The following is a 19,205-nucleotide window of genomic DNA, read 5'->3' as shown; positions in this document are numbered from 1 at the left end:
AAACTCGTCGAGTACAAACAAGCCCTCAAAGAGTTCACCGTCGGTTGGCATAGAATTGGGAGATCCGGCGCCTTATTCCTTTCTTGGTTGGCCCTCTGCCAGAGTTTGAGCAAGGGACGTGAATGAAACTTTCAAATACAACGACACTATGTTGATATAGTGTGGGATCCACTGACCGCCATCGAAAGGTGATCGTTCGAAGGAAGTCTGGCGGCGTCGGAGCGTCGATTTGCGTTGAGTCGAAACGTTGACAATCGCCCAGCGAAGCATCGACTTCGTCGGCAGAAATCCCCCTGATTCTCGACATCGGACATATCATCATCGGCCATGTAAGCGCTCCTTCAATGGATACCCAGCTGCAATTTGTTTTCGTTTGTGTTTCATCTCGAGGACTTAACAGCTCTTAGGGCTATAAGCCGACGTTCACGAGATTCCAGAAACAGAATCGGATCGTCCATCGGTTCATAGTCGTCTGCATTAATGTCCAAAGCGCACTCAGTTCACATGATAGCCGAACGCTGTCTCCACTTTGACTGGGCCCCAAGTGAGATGATGTAAGTTTTCCGAGCCGTGAATGGACCTCCGTTCAATATCGAATGCGCCGATTGGTGTGTGTCCTTTAATGAAGATCCAAAATTCTGAAGCGTCAACTCGAAACGGGTTACACTCGTAATGTGGATAGATCGGACATGCTGGACCTGGCTCTATGCCTGCGCATGCTTATCGGGCTTGTGCCGAAGCAGAACTCTAGCGGGCGAAGGAGAAGCTCGGCAGCATTTCCAAGGCCGGCAATTGCTATTTGCGACAGCTACTCGTGATCGGCGCAATGGGGGGTCATCCGCTACGCCGAACGGAACGGGACCAGGTGGCCCATGGCTCGTGCAGTTGATGGCGCGGCGAACAGCCAAGGTTGCAGCGGTCGTGTTGGCCAACAAGACCGCCCGGATGGTCTGGGCATCGATGATAAGCGGCGAGCGCTACTGGGAGCCGGTCATCAGATAGAACGAGACAAGGCGAGCGATCGCCGAACCAATTTGCCGGCGCAGAGGGTCAGACGGTACGATGACCAACAGCCGCGGAATCTGTTCAGAAACCAATTCGCCGCAGAACCATCTCGCCGAGCCGCGTATGACGACGGTCGCATCAAACCTCCTTTATTCGACCTTGCGGGAGCGGATTGTCGAGCATGTCTTCGTTGGGGACGCTCTCCGCGAGCTATGGCGGCTTGGCGTTTATGACCTCGAAGTCCTCCGATCGGAATTCGATGCCCACGGCTACGACCTAGTGATGGCCCGAGGGAAGATCGTTCGCCACATTCAGTTCAAGACCGGAACGCAGAAGAAACCCGGCACCGTATCCTTGTCCCGGTCTTTGGCAGAAAAGCCCAGCGGATGCGCCATTTGGATCCGGCTCAATCCTGACTTGGGCATGGGCCCGTCCTTCTGGTTTGGTGCTGCACCGGGGCAGCGGCTCGCCGCGCTTGACGGTTATCCCAACTCGCGGCGCGTGACGCCCAACAAGACCGGTGTTCGACCGATCCGCAAGAACCATCATGAAGTGCCGGGCGCAGCGTTCGTACCGCGAAGCACCCTGAGGGAAATTGTGGCAGATCTGTTCGGCCATCTCCCGCCGACGTTGGTAGTTGAGGACTCCGAATGAGTTCGGCTCCTCAGGCGACGGCTTGGGCGCCGTGCCGCCCTTGTTGATCACTTGGGACAATTTTTTCCGGATTTATGACCCAAGGCGACCTAATCTCCATGGGAGGCATCAGTGCGGACGGCATTACGATCGAAAACCATGATGGCTTCAGGTGGACCGGCCATGAGTTCGTGGACGACGTGCGCTACGCGAAGGCATGGCACGCAGCAAAGGACGCGACAAGAAGGTGGAGAGCGGAAGTTTTGGATTTATATGGGAAGTAGCCAAGTAGATCTGCAAATACGAGCTTGGCAAGCGATTGGGGATTCCTCTGTCAGAGCCGGGGTCCAGCAGCACATTACCCTTCGGCGGAAAAGGCAATCATGAGCGACGTGCCACGCCACGATAGGCTAGCCGCGACGGTTCGCATTTCGTTGACGACCGCCCGTCGTCCGACGAGGAGGACCGCCAGAGCCGACCAGTGCACATGACCTGCGCCAAGGCGCGCGCAGCATTCGGATCCGTCTTGTTAGGGGTCGTCTCCAAAGCCTGGCCAGTCGGGTATCTATGCAAATCGCCGGCAATCCTTCAGCGCAAATACCTGCGTCCCAAGTCAATTGTTGCAATGGAGCCAATCGATGTGTCCTGAATCCATCATTGGTTCACAATCCTTGTGCTTTGAAGGCAGCTTTTCGCTCTCATCGCTTTGGCGCACAGTGCGAAACGATTAAAAATCAACCACCTATCTGGGGGTGTCATAAGTCGGCACGTCGCTTGCATGACGAGGTCAAATGCCAAATTGAGCGAGGCCAGAATGTCGCGTCAAATGAAGTTTGTAGCGTATCTCATGGCGGGGCCAACTTGTCATCATCATGGGATGTGGCGCCACCCGCAAACAGAGAACAGGTTTCTCGACCCGGCGTTCTGGGAGACGCTGGCGCGAACGCTCGAGGCGGGGAGATTTGACGCGCTCTTCTTCGCCGATGCTCTGAGTTTTTATAATGAAACTATTATGGCACGGGGCGGGCAGATGTCGCTGCTTGATCCTGTCCCGCTCGCCGCAATGATGGCGCGGGCGACGTCGCGCATTGGACTCGGTGTGACGATATCGACGAGTTTCCAACAGCCCTATGCGATAGCCCGCGTGCTTTCCTCGCTCGATGCGCTGACGGCCGGCCGCATCGCCTGGAACATCGTGACTTCCGCTCTCGATCAGGAGGCGCAGTTTTTTGGCGAAGAGAAGCTCCTGCCGCGCAGTGAACGCTACGACCGCGCCGAGGAGGTCCTGAAAGTCTGTCTTGACTTGTGGACGGGGTGGGCCGACGGCGCGCTCGTCTGCGACAAGAAGAGCGGCCACTTCATCGATAAGGCGAAGATGCGCCACACCGAGATCGCGGGACAACACGTCGGGGCAAGGGGCATGTTCACCGTCCCGCCCAGCCCCCAGCGACATCCGGTCATCATGCAGGCCGGTTCGTCACCTCGCGGCCGCGATTTCGCCGCCAGCCACGCCGAGCTTGTCTTTACGCTTCAGCATTCGTTGCCAGACATGCAGAAATTCTATGTCGAGATGAAAGGTCGGGTCGACAAGGCTGGGCGGAATCCTGACGATTGCGCCATCCTGGTGTCGGTGGACCCGGTCGTGGGCGAAACACAATCGATTGCCCGCGAGAAGCAGGCTTACATCAATGACTTGGTCGACCCTCGCCTCGCCATCCCCTTCATGTCGGCCCATACCGGACTCGATTTGTCGCAATACCCGATAGACAAGCCAATCAACGACATTCCGGCAGAAGCCGGTTCTCGCGGCTCCTTTGATGTCATTCTTCAAGCCACAAAGGCCAGTAATCTCACGCTCGGCGAAGCGGCCAAACACTTTGCCATAAGCGAACTTTGCCCTCAAGTTGTAGGCACACCCGAGAGCGTGGCCGACGAGCTTCAGGGATTCTTCGAAAACGAGGGCTGCGATGGCTTCATCGTGACGCCCACCGAAATGCCAGGCTCCTTCGAGGCCTTCACGCGATCGGTGGTCCCGATCCTCCAGAAGCGCGGCTTATTCCGCAAGGAGTATCCGGGGTCGACCCTGAGGGAAACGATCAAAGCGTAAGCGATGAGGCATAATTCTACCTCCAAGCAGGATCGCAAATGAGTTCGAATACCCTTTCACACCTCCGGTTGTTTCAGCCACTCTTCTCGCCTTCGCGAGGCTCTACGCCTAGTGGCCAGGGTGGCCAGTGGCGCAGTCACATTGATGTCTTAGGCTGCTTTGCCCAGCGCAGAGGGTTAGCCGTGTATTTGAGCTAGCCATTTTGTGCAGCGGCGGTGGCAATCGATAAATCGTGATCGCCTGGCTATAGGATAAGCCTAGTTTACTCGCAGGCCCCCCGTTCGAAGCCAAGTCACCAAGAGACAAATGCCGTTGACTCTTCATAGCGAAAGCGGTTGCCGAAACTCGACACTTGGCGATGGCCTAACCTCGCCTGAACGACAAGTAAGAGTTGTCGGCCAGAACGATTGCGCTGGCGCAACGGAGGCAATATGCAGAACTTACTAACGCGCATGGCCGCCAAGATAGTTCGAATCGATGATAACCAACAGTCTTCCGAACGAATTTGTATTGACTATCAGCTTGAGGCTGACCTCAATGGCAAGATAGTTCAACGTCTTCCAGAAGATGACGTCTATACTGAGCTCTACGGACTCGTCGGCCACCCAGATTCAATATTTCCAGGCGGTGATGGTTTTACAAAAAAGACCACAGGACTGGAGCGCGGCCTCCCCTGGAGCGACACGACAGACACCGACAGTAACGCCCGGATAACGGCGAAGGATATCCCGACAGTTCTCGACGGCGTTGGGGATTGCGTGAAGGTACTCTCACTTGACTGTTTCGACACGTTGCTATGGCGCAAAACAGCGACACCCAAGGACGTTTTTGCCGTGCTGGCCGCCAATCCAATCGCGCGAAGGTTAGGGGTAACTGTTCACCAACGAATTAGCGCCGCGGCGCGTGCACGCCGAGCGAACCTATTAGACAACGGATCCAGCGAAATTGATTTAGGTGACATCTATCGGTCCTTTACGTCGCTCTCCAGTGAGGACCGGGAGCTATTGGTCGAGGCAGAAATCCAGACCGAAATGAGAGTTTGCTTTGCATTCTCACCGTATGTAGAACTGATCAGGCTAGCGCGCACCCGTGGTATGAAGATAATTGTTGTGAGCGACACGTATTTGCGCGAATACGACTTAAGACGTCTTTTGGCTCGGCATTTGCCCGCGGACGTCATGCAGTCAATCAGCAAGATTTACTGCTCTGTTGATTATGGGACGCCAAAAAGCGAGTCCCTTTTTCAGGCCGTAATCAACGAGGCTGGGGTGCCTGCCTCGGAACTGCTTCACATTGGAGACAATGATGTAGCAGACGTGCAAGCACCGCGGAAATTGGGCGTACGAGCGTTGCACTTCGTGCCCTTTGACCGTGATGTCGCTGAATTGTTGCGCCTTCAGCGCGCAGCATCATCGTTAATTGTCCTCGAGCAGGCAGCGCCGTCGGCAATCATTCTCCCATGCTATAGCCCATTCCGCCCTGTTTTTTCTTTAGCACACCTCCGTCAGTGCACGCCCGAGACACTGATAGGCTACATGTCATTTGGCCCGGCGCTATACGCCTATGCTCGCTTTCTTATGGACGAAGTTGATGCCTTACAACAACAAGGCAAACGAGTAAAGGTCTTCTTCTTGCTGCGTGATGCTTACCTCCTTTCAGCCGCATGCGAAGTCTATGCGCGCAAGCCCATCGGAAAGCTCGCACGAATCCGGAAATTCCATGCTATTGCCGCTTCTTTCAAAACCCGCGCCGATATCGACTATTACATCAGCGCGATCGAGCCCGAATGCGACAGCCTTCACGCCATCGCAAAACAGCTTTTGCTTCCGCCTGAACTCACGGAATTGTTAATACAGGTCGCCCGTCAATCTCGCGATCCAAAAACCGCGTTCCATCAGCTTCTGCACGACGATGATGTACTAACCTTGGTTTTCAACAACTCGTCCGCTTTGCGCGCTCGCTTGATGCGCTATATATCCACTGAGCTGGGCGTAGAGGACGGTGATACGATTGTCTTGGCCGACGTCGGCTATAACGGCAGAACGCAAGAATATCTGTCTCGCACAGTTGGCGGCGGACTCTTGGACGTAGATATACTTGGGCGTTACGTGTACGCGTCGGATGAACCGTATAGGGCTTCCGATAGCAAGGCACTTATAGCATCAACCTGGGACAACACGACTATATTCGAGCAATGCTGTACCCTCAAGGAGGGTGCGGTCGTTGACTATGAATTGGACGGGAGGCCAATTATTGCGGACATTGTGCTTAGTGACAACCAGTATGAAAAGGTTGCCAATGTTCAAGCTGAGTGTTTGCGGTTCATTGATGATGCCAGAATGTTCTTTGGCAAGTCTGGTTTGACGCATGATTCTTCTATGTTGCGGAGTGCAGCGCACGCAGCTCTATTCCGCAATGCGTATATGCCCGTTGAAGGGGAGTTGCGATATTTCAAGGATTTCCAGCATGACAAGTTTATGGGACCAGATCGCAAAAAAACGATCTACCATCTGGAAAGTGCTTGGAAGAATGTGAGGTGCCTGCCCTCACCCTATCGGCTGGGCGCATATGAAACGCGTGGCTTGGGCCTTGACTTCACATTCAGCGGCTTAGTGCAAAGAAGGTTTCAACTTGACCTAGGCCCAGACGATATGAATGTACGGTTTTCACCTCTGATGATCTCGGTTGGGAGCATACACGAGCCCAAACGCTTCTTGCTTCGAGCACGTCATCTGCATGACGGATTTTACTCTGTTATGCTGCCGTATGTAAGTAGCGCGAGTGTGAAAATGTTTTTTGGCGAGAACTACGAATGGTTGCAGGTCGCAGATATCCAGCTCTTTAATAAAGCAAGAAGCGTGTGCAGGAATCCATCCAATTATCTAGATTTGGAAGAAATCAACCGAGAGGGAGAGATTTACCAGTGCCTGTCACAGGCGAGTGCGGCGACAATACGTCCAAGAGATTTGGGTCAGCTTAATTCACCGCATTACTATAACGTGATATTTCGCCCGTTGGTTTCAAGGGCATCTGACTCCGCTGCGGAAGCCAGGCGCGGCGCAATAGAGGGGGAAGATTCCTGCTGGTCGCGCTACGGCGAGTCACTGGCTCGCGGGAATTTCGAAGGATAGCAAGTACGCCGGCGGCGACGATTGACCTGGCGGACTGTTCAGCTCCTATGAGGAGTAGATCGCGTCCGGCGCGGGGTTGTCAGGTTGTTTGAAATGTAGCCGCATGATGCCGCCGATCCTGCGCTTTTCAGGCAGGCTTTGCACTCACGGCTCCTACGCGGCCATGGTCCGATGGTCTGGCATGGAACGAAGGGATCGCGGAGGAAGTCGACAAGAAATGATGTAATTGGGGTGACCGAGAGGAAGCCTGTCGCGTTCGCCCCCCCCCGCTTCTGGGAGCGTAGATGAGAATTCTCCGCCCGTTGTTCAAGCCTTTATGCGAGCGGTGTCCAAGTGCGGCATGATCTGGCTGAGTCATTCAGTAAGTCCCGGACTCCGTTGGAGTGGGCCCCAGCTTCACACCCGCAGAGAGACGAGACAGAGAGAGAGAGAGAGAGAGAGAGAGAGAGAGAGAGAGAGAGAGAGAGAGAGAGAGAAAAAGGATCTCCGCCCCAGACGTACCTTCGGCCTGCCTGATGTTACCTGCACGGTCTCGACCGCTTCAATGCCATGTCTGTTTCAATAGTAAGCTTGGATTATTAAATGTGGATTCCAGACCTGTCTAATTCAGTCGGCCCGCGATACAAGGCAATCATCGACGCGGTTGACGGAGCCATTGCTTCGAAATCGCTACAGCCGGGTGATCGCTTGCCCACCCAGCGCCAACTCGCCGAAAAGCTCGGCGTCAGCGTGCAGACCGTAGCTCGCGCTTACGCCGAGGCGGAACGCAAAGGACTACTCTCGGGCGAAGTGGGTCGAGGAACGTTTGTTCAGTATTTCAGGCCGGAACGCCGTGCGCGGTATGTCGCCGATAGCGAAGAGCCGAACATACGAGACTTCTCAAACATCGTGCCGGTGCTCTCCGAAACCCATATCGAGGAACTCAGGGAGGCGATGGTCGCGTCAGCCAAAGACGGCGCCATCCAGCGCATGCTCGAGTATCGGCCGAGCCAGGGCATAGTGCAGCATCGCGAAGCTGGCGCCGCTTGGCTTGAGCGCAATGGGGTTCAGGGCAGTGCCGACGGCCTCATCGTAACGAACGGCGCTGCTCACGCGATCTGGACTGCAATGGCCAGCATAACCGAGCCTGGTGATGTGGTCGCCACCGAAGCGCTTGTGGACACGTCTATCACCATTAATGCCTCAATCCTCAAGATCAGGCTCCGCGGCCTAGCTATCGATCAGAGCGGCATTATACCGGAATCCTTTGAAGAAGCCTGTGAGCAAGAAAACATCAAGGTTTTGTGCGTTACCCCCTGCTACAGTGTTCCCACAGTCTCCTTCATGGAAGAGGCGCGTCGCGAGCGGATTGCCGAAATTGCGCGGCGGCATGATGTAGCGATCATCGAGGATGACGTCTTCGGTCCGCTAATCCCCAACCGACCGAAGCCCATGTTGTGTTTCGCTCCCGAACGCACGTACTACGCGACGAGCTTTACGAAGTGCGTAATGCCTGCTTTACGGACAGGATTTCTTGCGGGCCCCATTCCGGCAATACCTCGTCTAATTTCACGCGCTCGAGCCACCGGATGCAGTGCAAACACCTGGACCGCTGATGTTGCTGCCCGCTGGCTCCAGGACGGCACGATTGATCGACTGGTCGAATGGCAGCGACATAAACTCAAGACAAGATACGAGATACTGAACCACATACTAGGGGCATTTAGGTATGAAGCGGAGCCATACGCGATGCATGCTTGGCTGACCTTGCCTGAACACTGGCGATCGACCCATTTTGTGGATCATGCGCGTTCTCTAGGGCTCCTTGTCAGCCCTCCGGATCCATTCATCATCGGACGAGCAGTCGAACCCCATGCAGTGCGGTTGGCACTTGGTGACACAAATAGAAACGACCAGAACTTCAAAGAGGGCCTTGAACGAATTGCGGCCCTCCTGCAAGAACATCCCGATCCAATGGGTACTTCGTACTGATCCAGTCGACTCCATCGCGCAAAGAAATTGTGGGAACACCGGAGAGGGCGTGGTTGGACGATCGAGGCGCTAAGCGGGATGACCGTGAGTGAAGGATCGGCGGACTCGATGGTTAGCCCCCGAAGTCCACGAGGTCGCAATCTTGTTGTCAGAGCGGCGGCCCTCCCCGTCGTCAATGCCGTTCGCAAGTAGATTCCGCCACCACTCCCATCGTAATCCTACCCCTCGCCCTTTCCGAGAAAATGCTGCGTAACCGACACCTACTGTCAAGTCTGTCTAATTCGCGACACACAGTTTTTTGCCTAGGTGCCCCCCCCTGCACGGCGGGTCAAGTCAGCAACACAATTGACAAAGCAATTTCTAGGCGCCTCGACGTAGCTGGCACGACCTTTGCTAACTCCTCTTCGTGAAACGCGACGCGAGGCGGCATTGATGTTCGCCCGGAGGTACAAATTGGTTAGTGATAGCCAGAGGTTCTCATTGCCTCCCACCGTCCTATTGTCAGGAGTGACATTCCGAGAGCCCACCGATATTCATGCGGCCGACGTATGGGAACTGATCGGGAAGTGCCCGCCCCTGGACCGCAACTCGGTCTACTGCGAGCTCCTGCTCTGCACTGATTTCGCTGACACCTGTGTTCTCGCGGTGCGCGATGGTGAGGTCGTTGGCTGGCTAGCGACGTATCGGCGGCCGAGCGAGCATTCGACGCTCTTCATTTGGCAAATTGCCGTGCATCCTGAGGCGCGCGGTATGGGGGTTGGGAAAGGGTTGATTATCTCAGCTCTGAACAGGCGATCTTGCGACGGCGTGACCCACATCAACGCCACGGTGACTCTCAGCAACACTGCGAGCCAGTTGCTCTTCGCGGGTGTGGCTCGGGATATGCGCGCGCCAATCCGACAGGCTATACGCTTCGATCGCGATATCCATTTTAAGGGACAGCATGAGAGCGAGTACACGATAGCCATCGGCCCCATCGCACCCTCCTAGAAGCGCTGCAGGCATGCTCGCCAGGCCCCGGAGCTCGTAGCAAAGAAGGGAGTCAAGCAATGACTAACCGAAGCAGGCCGTACGGCGGGGACGAATTCGCGACCTTCCGCCATCTCGAGTCCGAAGTGCGCAGCTACGCTCGTCGCGCTCCTGCTGTTTTCACGACAGCGCGGGGCGCCCAGTTGTTTGCGCGCGATGGAACCGTCTATCTCGATTTTCTGATGGGGTGCTCAAGTCTAAACCACGGTCATAGTCCCCCCGAGCTCAAGAGCGCGCTCGTAGAATACATCGCCCGAGACGGCATCACGCACAGCCTCGATTTGTATAGTGAAGCCAACGAGTCTTTTTTACGGGAATTGAACGAGACGATTTTCAGAGCGCGACAACTCGACTACGTCGTTCAGTTTCCCGGTCCAACCGGCGCTAACGCGGTCGAGGCTGCCCTCAAGTTAGCGCGCAAGATAACTGGTCGGTCCAACATCGTAGCGTTCACCGATGGCTTTCATGGTGTGAGCCTCGGCGCTCTCTCGTGCACCGGCAGTAGATACCACCGCGCAGCCGCCGGCCGGTTGCTCGGCGGCGTCTCGCGATTACCACATGACGGCTATCTTGGGTCAAGTGTAGACACCGCCGACTATCTTGATCACCTGCTTTCGGATCCCTCCAGGGGTGTGGACGCGCCGGCTGCGGTGATCGTTCGAGACAGTTCAGGGCGACGGCGGCCTGAATGTCGCAGGCCCGGGGTGGCTGCAAAAGCTGGCGGCCGTTGCGCGCAGACATGGAGCTCTGCTCGTCGTCGACGAAATTCAGGCGGGGGTTGGCCGGACCGATGCATTCTTCAGCTTCGAAGCATCTGGGCTCCGTCCAGACATCGTCACAATGGCCAAATCGATATCCGGCTATGGCCTGCCTATGGCCCTCGTTCTCAAGATCGACAACTCGACAAGTGGGAGCCCGGAGAGCACAACGGCACGTTCCGCGGCAACTGCGATGCTTTCGTCACGGCACGCGCAGCTCTCGAGCACTTCTGGCACACGGATAGCTTTGCAGCGTCTGTCAAGGAGAAAGGCAATTTGCTGAAAAGCCGCCCTTGATCAGATCACGCAGAAATACGACCCGAGCCGAGTGTCAGCCAAAGGTCGTGGCGTGATGCGGGGCATAGATCTGAAGTCCGGCGAGATTGCCGGTCAAGTCAGCACCGCCTTCCAGAGGGGTCTGATTGTCGAGACCGCTGGTCCCAACGACGAGGTCGTAAAGTGTCAGCCACCTCTGGTCATCGCCGAGGATCAGCTTAACCAAGGCCTCGACATCCTGGAGCATACAATCGAAAGCGTGATCGGCAGCACAGTCAGCACGGCGAGTAGGAGATAAGTCATGATTGTAAGAGATTTCAATGAGGAGCAAAAGACGGCCAGGCGGGTCCAGACGGCGAGCTGGGAAAGCGTGCGACTGCTCCTCAAGAATGATGCGATGGGCTTCTCCTTTCACATCACCACGATCCATAAGGGCGCCCGGCTCAAGATGCACTATCGGAACCACTTTGAGGCAGTTTACTGCATCTCAGGAACGGGTTTTATCGAGAATTCACAGGTGGATGAGGTCCATGTCGTTCGACCGGGGATCATCTACGCGCTTGATAAACATGATGCTCACCTGCTGTGTGCAGAGACCGAACTGGTGCTAGCCTGCGTCTTCGTCCCTCCCTTGGCAGGCAGCGAGGTCCATGATGAGACCGGCGCGTATCCGCTCGACTCGGAGGCGATCTGATGACGCCTCAGAGAAGGTCAATGAGCGTCGACATCGGAGGGCATTCGAGGATTGGCTCCTCCGCCTCTCTTCCCCGCGCTCGTCTGTCTATCGGAACAATACTCCCCAAATGTGCCGTGGGAGCCTTCCCCATTTTGCGCCGTTGCCGGTTCTGCAGGGCGCGAGCACCGTGCACCTCAGCAGACAGGAAAGTGCGACGTTGAGTAGATGCGATCTGGCGTTTCGGAGGACCTTCCTACGACGGGGTAGCGCTGCGAGTGACGTCAGAAGGAGAAGGGGACGTGAGCGCGCATGCAAGACCTCTTGCGGCGCAATACTGGCTGAGGATGCGGGTGACCAACTGTCCAACCCACCTCGCTGAAAGGCTAAAGATAAAACCTCTTCTTGCCTAACCGCCAGCCCAGGGCCCCACATTTGTCTCCGCGGGAGGCGATCTTCGTGGACAGACGGGCTGCGGCAGCTTCGGTGATAGTTTACAGCCTGTGGAGAAGCGGTTCAGGCTCCTCTCTTAGCATAGCGCATATTGTCTCAAGGCCACGCCTCAATTCATCTGGGCGCGTTGATCCTACAGAGATGCGGATTGCAGGAGGCTGCGCGTGTTGCGATAACGTAAATGCGCTGCCGCGTGCGACACCCACTCCCCGGAGACGAGCATTGGCGACGAACCCATCTTCAGTGTGACCTTTTGGCATCGGGAGCCAGATGTGAAGACTTTGCGGGTGGGAAAGATAGGGAACGCCGCCCAAAAGTTCAGCGGCTAGTTTGTGCCGCTCCGCCAACGCTTTCCGCTGCCAGTCGATAAGGTCTTTTGCAGTGCCGTCTTCAATCCAACGGCTGGCAATCTCGGCTATGAGTGGTGTAGCCATCCAGGTCGTTACGAGGGACCGATTTGTGACTGCAGGAATCAAGCTACTCGGAACGACCACATAGCCAGTTCGCAAACCCGGCATAAGGGATTTTGTCAAAGAGGTAATGTAGAATGTCCGTTCGGGAGCGAGTTCAACAAAGGACGTCAGGCCGCGATCGACCAGCGCACCGAGAGGATCATTTTCAACAATAAATAACCCATGGCGCCGCGCGATTTCAGCGATTTCCGCCCGCCGCCCGTTGCTCATAATACTGACAGTTGGGCTGATGGGACCAGGCATGATGAACAGAGCGCGCGCCTTGTGCTCCAAGCAAGCCTGCTCCAACGAATCCGGACAAATGCCCTCCGAATCTATTTTTACCGCATGGAGCTTCGAGCCGAGGTACGCGGCGAGCGGGCTTAGCGTGTGGTGGCCTATTTCCTCGGATAGCAGAGTTGACCCCGGGCTTAGAACGGACATCAACGCAAGTGTCATGCCGGGCGTTGCACCATTCGTGACCACCAAGTTGCGTTCGTCGACTTCGATGCCATACGATCGCAACCAGTCGACGCCCATGCTGCGATGGCGGGCCAATGCATTATTTGGCCGGAATGAGAAGAAATTCGTATGGGGAAGATCCACCGCGAGGTCCCGGAGCACCCTACTCATATGCTGAAGATGGGTTGAACCACTCACCGGCTTCAAAATCGAAAGGTCAATCGATGTTTCGGAGCGTTCAGGGGAGTGAGGATAGGCTGGTTTATCGAGTGAGAATTTGACGAAACTTCCACGACCGACTGTGCTTGTGACCAACCCCCGTCTAGCTAATTCGTCATATGCCCGGCTAACGGTCTGGGCTGAAATCTTCAAGCGGAACGATAACTCGCGGTGCGTCGGCAAGCGCGCACCCTCCGTCAATTTGCCAGCTTGGAGAGCCTCGATGACCCTTTCTGCTAAAGAAAGATAGATGGGACGTTCGAGCGAACTCGGATCAGGTAGCCACACATCCATATTGCACGATCCTCTTAGGGTACGGGAGAAGCCCTAACAAACTCAATGAATTGCGCTATCCGATGTATCACTGAAGTTCCCTAAATGAAGCGGCCGGTCGCACGATGGCGACCAGCCGTTCTTGTCATCAACACCTTTCGGAAAAAGCTGCAAGGTTCTTCAATATCCTAAGTCGAGATCGATTTTCCAAGTAAGAGGCTTGTCGCTCTGGAACTCAAGCAAGCTTTCCACAGAGCGCGCTATGTTGCGCTCGAGAACGTCATCGGCATTAGCTCCCTGATCACCCGTACCGATGACATTCGGCATCCTCTGGATCCCCGTTCGCGAGGGCACCGGAAAATGATAACTTGCGGGGAAGGCGTTGTTATATGTCCACCAGACGTCAGAACCGTAGCCTGCTATCTTTCCGGTTTTAAGAGCATCATAGAGGGGTCGTTCCTGTATCAGATTGCCACGAGCGATGTTTACGAGGAATGCCCCTGGTTTCATCGCATCTATCTCAGCAGCCCCAAAAAACGAATTCGTTTTGCGGGTGATAGGTGTGGCCAACACAACGTAATCGCTGCTTCCCAGCACCTGCCCCATCTGGTCGACGCCGAAAACCGCGTCCGCCGCACCCGCACCGAGTTCAGGATGGAGGCGAACACCCAAAACTCCCATGTCAAAAGCCTTGGCGCGCTGGGCGATCGCACTTCCAATCTGCCCCAGGCCGATTATTCCCAGTGTTCTGCGATGCAACATCGCTGAGCAGGAATCGCGATCGTAAACTGGCACTGGGAGAGCGTCGACGCAGGCCTGGTGCTTCGTGATCAGACGCTTTGCCAGCCCCAGAATGATCGACATCGCATGTTCGGCAACTGCAATACTGTTGGCGCCTCGCAAATTAGTAACTTGGACGCCCATTGTCTTCAGGCGAGCCAAGTCAAGTTCATCACAGCCGGCGTGCATCCAGCATATCACCTTCAATTTCTTTGCGACGTCCAACGACCCTTCGGGCAAAACATATCCAACGAAGGCGTCTACGTCTCCAAGCGTTTCCACGATCGATTCTAGTGTTAGATCGAAACGAGAAAGATAGGGCTCAGGACGCGGCCTTACGAGAGTAGCGCCGGCAAGCGACCGCTCAAACGTTGACACCTCTTCGTCCGTAGCGTGCCATCCCAATAAAACTTTCATTTGATCCTCTGATCCTTTTTAAACGCTAAGTCGCCTGCTGGTAGCATCAGTTTTGACATGTCTCAATAGCAAACTTGCATCATGTCAATAGGACCTCACCGCCCGACCCCGAAGAACGAGAGGCGCGGCAAGGGCATCGCAATCTTCAGTTGTTACTCCTCCGGCAACAAAAGATCACGATTAGCAGGCGATTGAATTGAGGCAATTTCGCGATTGACAGCTTTTTTAAAACGCACGAATAGTGACATTGCCCCATATCGGGCCGTGTCAATGGCTGCAGCCGCGCACCACGTCCAGCCCAGGAGAATAAGAAATTGAAAGTACTAGGGTCGGGTCAGTACCGCTTTGAACGGGTCGAGAGTTGGCCAAACGTCCCAAAATATTTTGAGATGGGGCAACCAAGCGACGTTGCCATCAACTCCTCGGGAGAGATCTTCGTTCTCTCTCGAGGCAAACATCCGGTAACCATCTGGACGCCGGAGGGGGACTTCATTGGGTCGTGGGGCGACGGCATGTTCTCAGCTACACCCCATGGAATATTCATCGGCAAGGACGACAATGTCTGGATAGTGGATTGTGGCGCTCACGTCGCGATGGAGTTCGCACCGCACGGCGAGCTTTTGCGCACACTAGGAAACAAGAATTCAGCATCACCTACTTGCGAGGGGCGCTTAGTCCACGCGCAGCCGTTCAACTTGCCTACGAATCTCGCGATTGCACCGAACGGAGATATCTTCGTTGCGGACGGTTACGGTGGCCACAAGGTCCACCGCTTCAATTCCAAGGGTGAACTGCTGCTGTCTTGGGGGCGTCAAGGGCGCGAACCAGGCCAATTTGAGCTGGTCCACAATGTTTGGATCGATAGCAGGAACAGAGTTCTTGTCTGCGATGACGAGAATGACAGAGTTCAGCTCTTTGATACCGAAGGCAAATATTTGGAAGAATGGACGCTTGGTAATCCTAGCGGTATTTGCATTAGAGATGACATTGTTTACTTCGCTCAACTACAGCCGTTCGAGGACAAGTCAAATGGAAGGGGAAGCGGATCGATCTCGCTATATAACTTGGATGGCGTGCTTCTTAGCAGCTGGGATAATACGGCGGGTGGCAACAAAGACACTCTGATCGGGCCGCACGATCTCTGTGTAGCTGAAAACGGCGACATTTATGTCTGCGAAGTTTACGGCTGGCGTGTATCAAAGTTCCGAAAAATCCAATAATCGCTCAAAGGTGTAAGTGTTGGCTTTTTAGGAGCCGTTTCGGTGGCGAGTTGAGACCCACTACACTGAGGCAATCTTTTCCCGCTGGAGTACGAATGAGACATTTTTCGCAATCTCTTGATGAGGCGCACAGCAAGCCGGCGCCTATGATCGGGATCAACGGAATCTCGAAGAGTTTTGGCGCCTTCAAGGTGCTCGACGGTTTGTCGATGCAGGTTATGCCCGGCGAGAAGCTGGCGCTGATCGGTCCATCAGGCTCGGGCAAGACGACGATCCTGCGCATCTTGATGACGCTGGAGAAGATCGACGGCGGCCATATCCAGATCGACGGCGAGCAGCTCTATCACATGGAGCGCAACGGCCAATTGCTGCAGGCCGATGAGCGGCATCTGGCCAGGATGCGCCAGAAGATCGGCATGGTCTTCCAGCTCTTCAATCTCTTCCCGCACAAATGCGTCATGGACAACGTGACCCTGGCGCCGATGCTGACCAAGAGTGCCGCGCGCGCCGCCGCCGAGAAGCGGGCGATGGAACTGCTCGACATGGTGGGCCTCGCCGACAAGGCGAAAGCGATGCCCGGGCAGCTTTCCGGCGGCCAGAAGCAGCGCGCGGCGATCGCGCGCGCCCTGGCGCTGTCGCCCAAGATCATGCTGTTCGACGAAGTGACCTCGGCGCTCGACCCGGAGCTCGTCGAGGAAGTGCTCAACGTCATGCGCAAGCTCGCGGCCGAGACAGACATGACGATGCTTCTGGTCACCCATGAGATGGGCTTCGCCCACGATTTTGCCGATCGCGTGCTGTTCTTTGACCGCGGCAGGATCGTCGAGGAAGGCAAGCCCGATGAGATTTTTCGCCATCCCAAACAGGAAAGAACGCAGAGCTTCCTGAAGAAGATCATCGCGGCCGGACATAGGGTCTAACCGCGATGCATGGGCGACGCAGTCCATCCCGAGGTAACGAAATATCCTCGACGCTGTGCGCCCAATTCGAGCAACAAAAGAGACAAAGGAGTTGGGAACATGAAGAAACTAGGCATTCTGACCGGCGTCGCCGGCCTCGCGGTCACCACAATGCTGCTTGCCTCCGGCGCGCGGTCGGCGGATGACGCCAAGCTGGATCAGCTCAAGCAACAGGGCTTCGCCCGCGTCGCCATTGCCAACGAGCCCCCCTATACGGCGGTGGCGGCCGACGGCAAGGTTTCGGGAGCGGCGCCCGACGTGGCGCGTGAGATCTTCAAGCGACTCGGCGTCAAGGACGTCGTCGCCTCGATCTCCGAATACGGCGCGATGATCCCCGGGCTGCAAGCTGGCCGCTTCGATGTCGTCACCGCCGGCCTGATGATGAAGCCGGAGCGTTGCGCGGCGGTTGCCTACTCCGAACCCGTGCTTTGCGACGCTGACGCCTTTCTAGTGAAGAAGGGCAACCCAAAACATTTGATGACTTATGAGGATATCGCCAAGAACACATCCGCCACCATCGGTGGACCGGGTGGCGGACTTCAGGCGAAGTACGCTCTAAAAGCCGGCGTGCCAAGTGATCGCTTCATTGTTGTGCCTGACGGTCAGAGCGGCCTGAAGATGGTGCAGGACGGGCGCATCGACGTCTATACGCTCCCGATCCTCTCTATCACTGACCTGGTCAAGAAGGCGAACGATCCCAACCTCGAAGTGATCGCCCCGGTGCAGGGGCTGCCGGTCTCGTGCGACGGCGCCGCTTTCAAGAAAGGCGACGAGGCGTTGCGCGATGCTTTTGATACCGAACTCGCCAATTTGAAGAAGTCAGGCGAATTCGCCAAGATTGTCGAGCCGTACGGGTTCTCCGCCAAGGCGGCTATGTCGACCACGCGCGAGAAACTCTGCGCCTCGGCGCAATAGGACCTTGTCTGACCTCGCAGCGGGAAGATCGGCGAACGGGAGGGGTTTCGGACCGCGTCTGTTAACCCCACCGGACGTGCCGCAGCAAGTCCCGACGGATATGAAGTCAGCCCAAGGCAAGTCTTTAGCTTCTAATTGGCAACCCCGATCCCATGACAGACTGGTCCGGATATCTTGACTTGATTTTGCAGGGTGCGGTGGTCACGGTGCAAATCACCTTGATGGGCGCAGCGGTCGCACTAGCGATGGCATTCATTGCTGGCATGGGACGGCTGTCACGCTTCTTCTTGTTGCGCGTCCTCGCGACGGCCTATATCGAGTTCTTCCGCGGCACGTCGGGCTTCGTGCAGCTGTTCTTCGCTTACTTCGTTCTGCCTTTCGCTGGCCTAACGCTGACGCCGCTGCAGGCCGGCGTGCTGGCGCTGGGCTTGAATGTCGGCGCCTATGGGGCGGAGGTGGTGCGCGGCGCCATCCTGTCGGTCGGCCGCGAGCAATATGAGGCCTGTACGGCGCTAAACCTCAGCCGTTGGCAAGGCATGCGCCATGTCATCCTGCCGCAGGCGCTGCTGGTGATGCTGCCGACCTTCGGCAACAACGCCATAGAGTTACTCAAGGCGACCTCGGTGGTGTCACTGGTTTCGCTTGCCGACCTTACCTTCCAGGCGCAGGTGGTGCGCTCGCAAACAGGCAGCACGCTGATGCCGTTCCTCTCCGTCCTTATCATCTATTTCGTGCTTTCGATGATCATCTCCTGGGGTGTGCGGTCCTTGGAACGCCGCTTGGCGCGCGGGCTCGACGGAGTGCGCGTCTGATGGAATGGGATTGGAACTTCGTTCGGGAGATCATGCCGGTCCTGCTCAAGGGTGTGAAGATCACCATCCTGGCCACAGTGCTTGGCTCGATCCTGGCTGCGATCGTCGGCCTAGGAATTGCGCTGGCGCGGCGCTCGGACAACTTGCTCGTCTCGCGCAGCGTCGGCTGGTTCGCCGAATTCATTCGCGGCACGCCGCTCTTGGTGCAGCTCTATTTCATCTTCTACGTGCTGCCCGATATCGGCATCCTGTTGCCGCCGCTGGTGGCGGGCGTCATCGGCCTTGGCCTGCATTACGGCACCTACACGGCCGAGGTCTATCGCGCCGGCATCGACAATGTGCCGCGCGGCCAGTGGGAGGCGGCCAAGGCCTCCAATCTCAAGGGACGCCACACCTGGACGCACATCATCCTGCCGCAGGCGATCCCGCCGATGATCCCGGCCTTGGCCAACTATTTCATCGCCATGTTCAAGGAAACACCCCTTCTCTCGGCGATCACCGTTCTGGAATTAATGAACCAGGCCAAGGGCGTCGCCAACACCTACTACCGCTATATCGAGCCTATGACGCTGGTCGGCGCCTTCTTCCTCTTCATCAGCCTCTGCTCCGTCGTGCTGTTGCGCTGGCTGGAGCATCGCTACGGCAGGATCGAAAGATGAA

15 protein-coding genes and 2 pseudogenes are annotated in these 19,205 nt (G+C 56.2%); 14 read left to right on the top strand and 3 right to left on the bottom strand.

Annotation, left to right across the window (positions count from 1 at the left end):
- The first annotated feature begins 1,062 nt into the window (after positions 1-1,062).
- On the top strand, positions 1,063-1,659 hold the full coding sequence (locus CK218_RS16265; RefSeq protein ID WP_245435059.1) for a hypothetical protein: 597 nt from the start codon (positions 1,063-1,065) through the stop codon (positions 1,657-1,659).
- A 397-nt stretch (positions 1,660-2,056) separates the two neighbouring features.
- On the opposite strand, the pseudogene CK218_RS30195 reads toward CK218_RS16265, so the two are convergent.
- A pseudogene (locus tag CK218_RS30195) lies at positions 2,057-2,225 on the bottom strand (IS110 family transposase); the annotation flags it as partial.
- A 239-nt stretch (positions 2,226-2,464) separates the two neighbouring features.
- On the opposite strand from CK218_RS30195, the gene CK218_RS16255 reads away from it, so the two are divergent.
- The 8 genes and pseudogenes from CK218_RS16255 (at position 2,465) to CK218_RS16230 (ending at position 11,604) form a co-directional block, all read left to right on the top strand.
- A complete protein-coding gene (locus tag CK218_RS16255) occupies positions 2,465-3,745 on the top strand; it encodes an LLM class flavin-dependent oxidoreductase (protein WP_095776501.1) in 1,281 nt (426 codons plus the stop codon).
- 431 nt (positions 3,746-4,176) lie between these two features.
- Positions 4,177-6,876 (top strand): HAD family hydrolase, encoded by a 2,700-nt coding sequence (locus CK218_RS16250; protein ID WP_095828298.1) that lies wholly within the window; start codon positions 4,177-4,179, stop codon positions 6,874-6,876.
- 582 nt (positions 6,877-7,458) lie between these two features.
- Positions 7,459-8,847 (top strand): PLP-dependent aminotransferase family protein, encoded by a 1,389-nt coding sequence (locus tag CK218_RS16245; RefSeq protein WP_095776503.1) that lies wholly within the window; start codon positions 7,459-7,461, stop codon positions 8,845-8,847.
- A gap of 480 nt (positions 8,848-9,327) precedes the next feature.
- The gene (gene ectA / locus CK218_RS16240) at positions 9,328-9,837 is read left to right on the top strand and encodes a diaminobutyrate acetyltransferase (RefSeq protein WP_210199706.1); all 510 of its coding nucleotides are present in this window, start codon (positions 9,328-9,330) and stop codon (positions 9,835-9,837) included.
- Positions 9,838-9,896: 59 nt separating this feature from the next.
- A pseudogene (locus tag CK218_RS31485) lies at positions 9,897-10,379 on the top strand (aminotransferase class III-fold pyridoxal phosphate-dependent enzyme); the annotation flags it as partial.
- A 181-nt stretch (positions 10,380-10,560) separates the two neighbouring features.
- Positions 10,561-10,917 (top strand): aminotransferase class III-fold pyridoxal phosphate-dependent enzyme, encoded by a 357-nt coding sequence (locus tag CK218_RS31480; protein ID WP_348628727.1) that lies wholly within the window; start codon positions 10,561-10,563, stop codon positions 10,915-10,917.
- Between the two features lie 45 nt (positions 10,918-10,962).
- Positions 10,963-11,208: a hypothetical protein gene (locus CK218_RS31475; protein ID WP_348628726.1), complete on the top strand. Its 246-nt coding sequence runs from the start codon at positions 10,963-10,965 to the stop codon at positions 11,206-11,208.
- 3 nt (positions 11,209-11,211) lie between these two features.
- Positions 11,212-11,604 carry an ectoine synthase gene (locus CK218_RS16230; protein WP_095776505.1) on the top strand — a complete coding sequence of 131 codons (393 nt, stop codon included), beginning with the start codon at positions 11,212-11,214 and terminating at the stop codon, positions 11,602-11,604.
- 473 nt (positions 11,605-12,077) lie between these two features.
- Here the strand turns inward: CK218_RS16230 and CK218_RS16225 are convergent, their stop codons facing one another.
- Both CK218_RS16225 and CK218_RS16220 read right to left on the bottom strand, forming a co-directional pair.
- Positions 12,078-13,463 carry a PLP-dependent aminotransferase family protein gene (locus tag CK218_RS16225; RefSeq protein WP_095776506.1) on the bottom strand — a complete coding sequence of 462 codons (1,386 nt, stop codon included), beginning with the start codon at positions 13,461-13,463 and terminating at the stop codon, positions 12,078-12,080.
- 159 nt (positions 13,464-13,622) lie between these two features.
- Positions 13,623-14,639: a 2-hydroxyacid dehydrogenase gene (locus CK218_RS16220; RefSeq protein ID WP_095776507.1), complete on the bottom strand. Its 1,017-nt coding sequence runs from the start codon at positions 14,637-14,639 to the stop codon at positions 13,623-13,625.
- A gap of 314 nt (positions 14,640-14,953) precedes the next feature.
- Here CK218_RS16220 and CK218_RS16215 point away from each other — a divergent pair, with 314 nt between their 5' ends.
- The 5 genes from CK218_RS16215 (at position 14,954) to ehuD (ending at position 19,204) form a co-directional block, all read left to right on the top strand.
- The gene (locus CK218_RS16215; protein ID WP_143749644.1) at positions 14,954-15,859 is read left to right on the top strand and encodes a peptidyl-alpha-hydroxyglycine alpha-amidating lyase family protein; all 906 of its coding nucleotides are present in this window, start codon (positions 14,954-14,956) and stop codon (positions 15,857-15,859) included.
- Between the two features lie 95 nt (positions 15,860-15,954).
- Entirely contained in the window at positions 15,955-16,779 is an 825-nt protein-coding gene (ehuA, locus tag CK218_RS16210) for an ectoine/hydroxyectoine ABC transporter ATP-binding protein EhuA (protein WP_095776509.1), read from the top strand.
- Positions 16,780-16,878: 99 nt separating this feature from the next.
- Entirely contained in the window at positions 16,879-17,733 is an 855-nt protein-coding gene (gene ehuB, locus CK218_RS16205) for an ectoine/hydroxyectoine ABC transporter substrate-binding protein EhuB (RefSeq protein ID WP_095776510.1), read from the top strand.
- A 152-nt stretch (positions 17,734-17,885) separates the two neighbouring features.
- Positions 17,886-18,545, top strand: coding sequence for an ectoine/hydroxyectoine ABC transporter permease subunit EhuC (ehuC, locus tag CK218_RS16200; protein ID WP_095776511.1), 660 nt, complete (start codon positions 17,886-17,888; stop codon positions 18,543-18,545).
- Entirely contained in the window at positions 18,545-19,204 is a 660-nt protein-coding gene (gene ehuD, locus CK218_RS16195) for an ectoine/hydroxyectoine ABC transporter permease subunit EhuD (RefSeq protein WP_095825826.1), read from the top strand. The genes ehuC and ehuD overlap by 1 nt, the downstream gene beginning before the upstream one ends.
- Position 19,205: the final 1 nt, after the last annotated feature.

It is taken from the genome of Mesorhizobium sp. WSM3879 (genome assembly GCF_002294915.1).
Taxonomy (GTDB): Bacteria; Pseudomonadota; Alphaproteobacteria; order Rhizobiales; family Rhizobiaceae; genus Mesorhizobium.
This window is presented reverse-complemented; position numbering and strand designations above follow the sequence as displayed.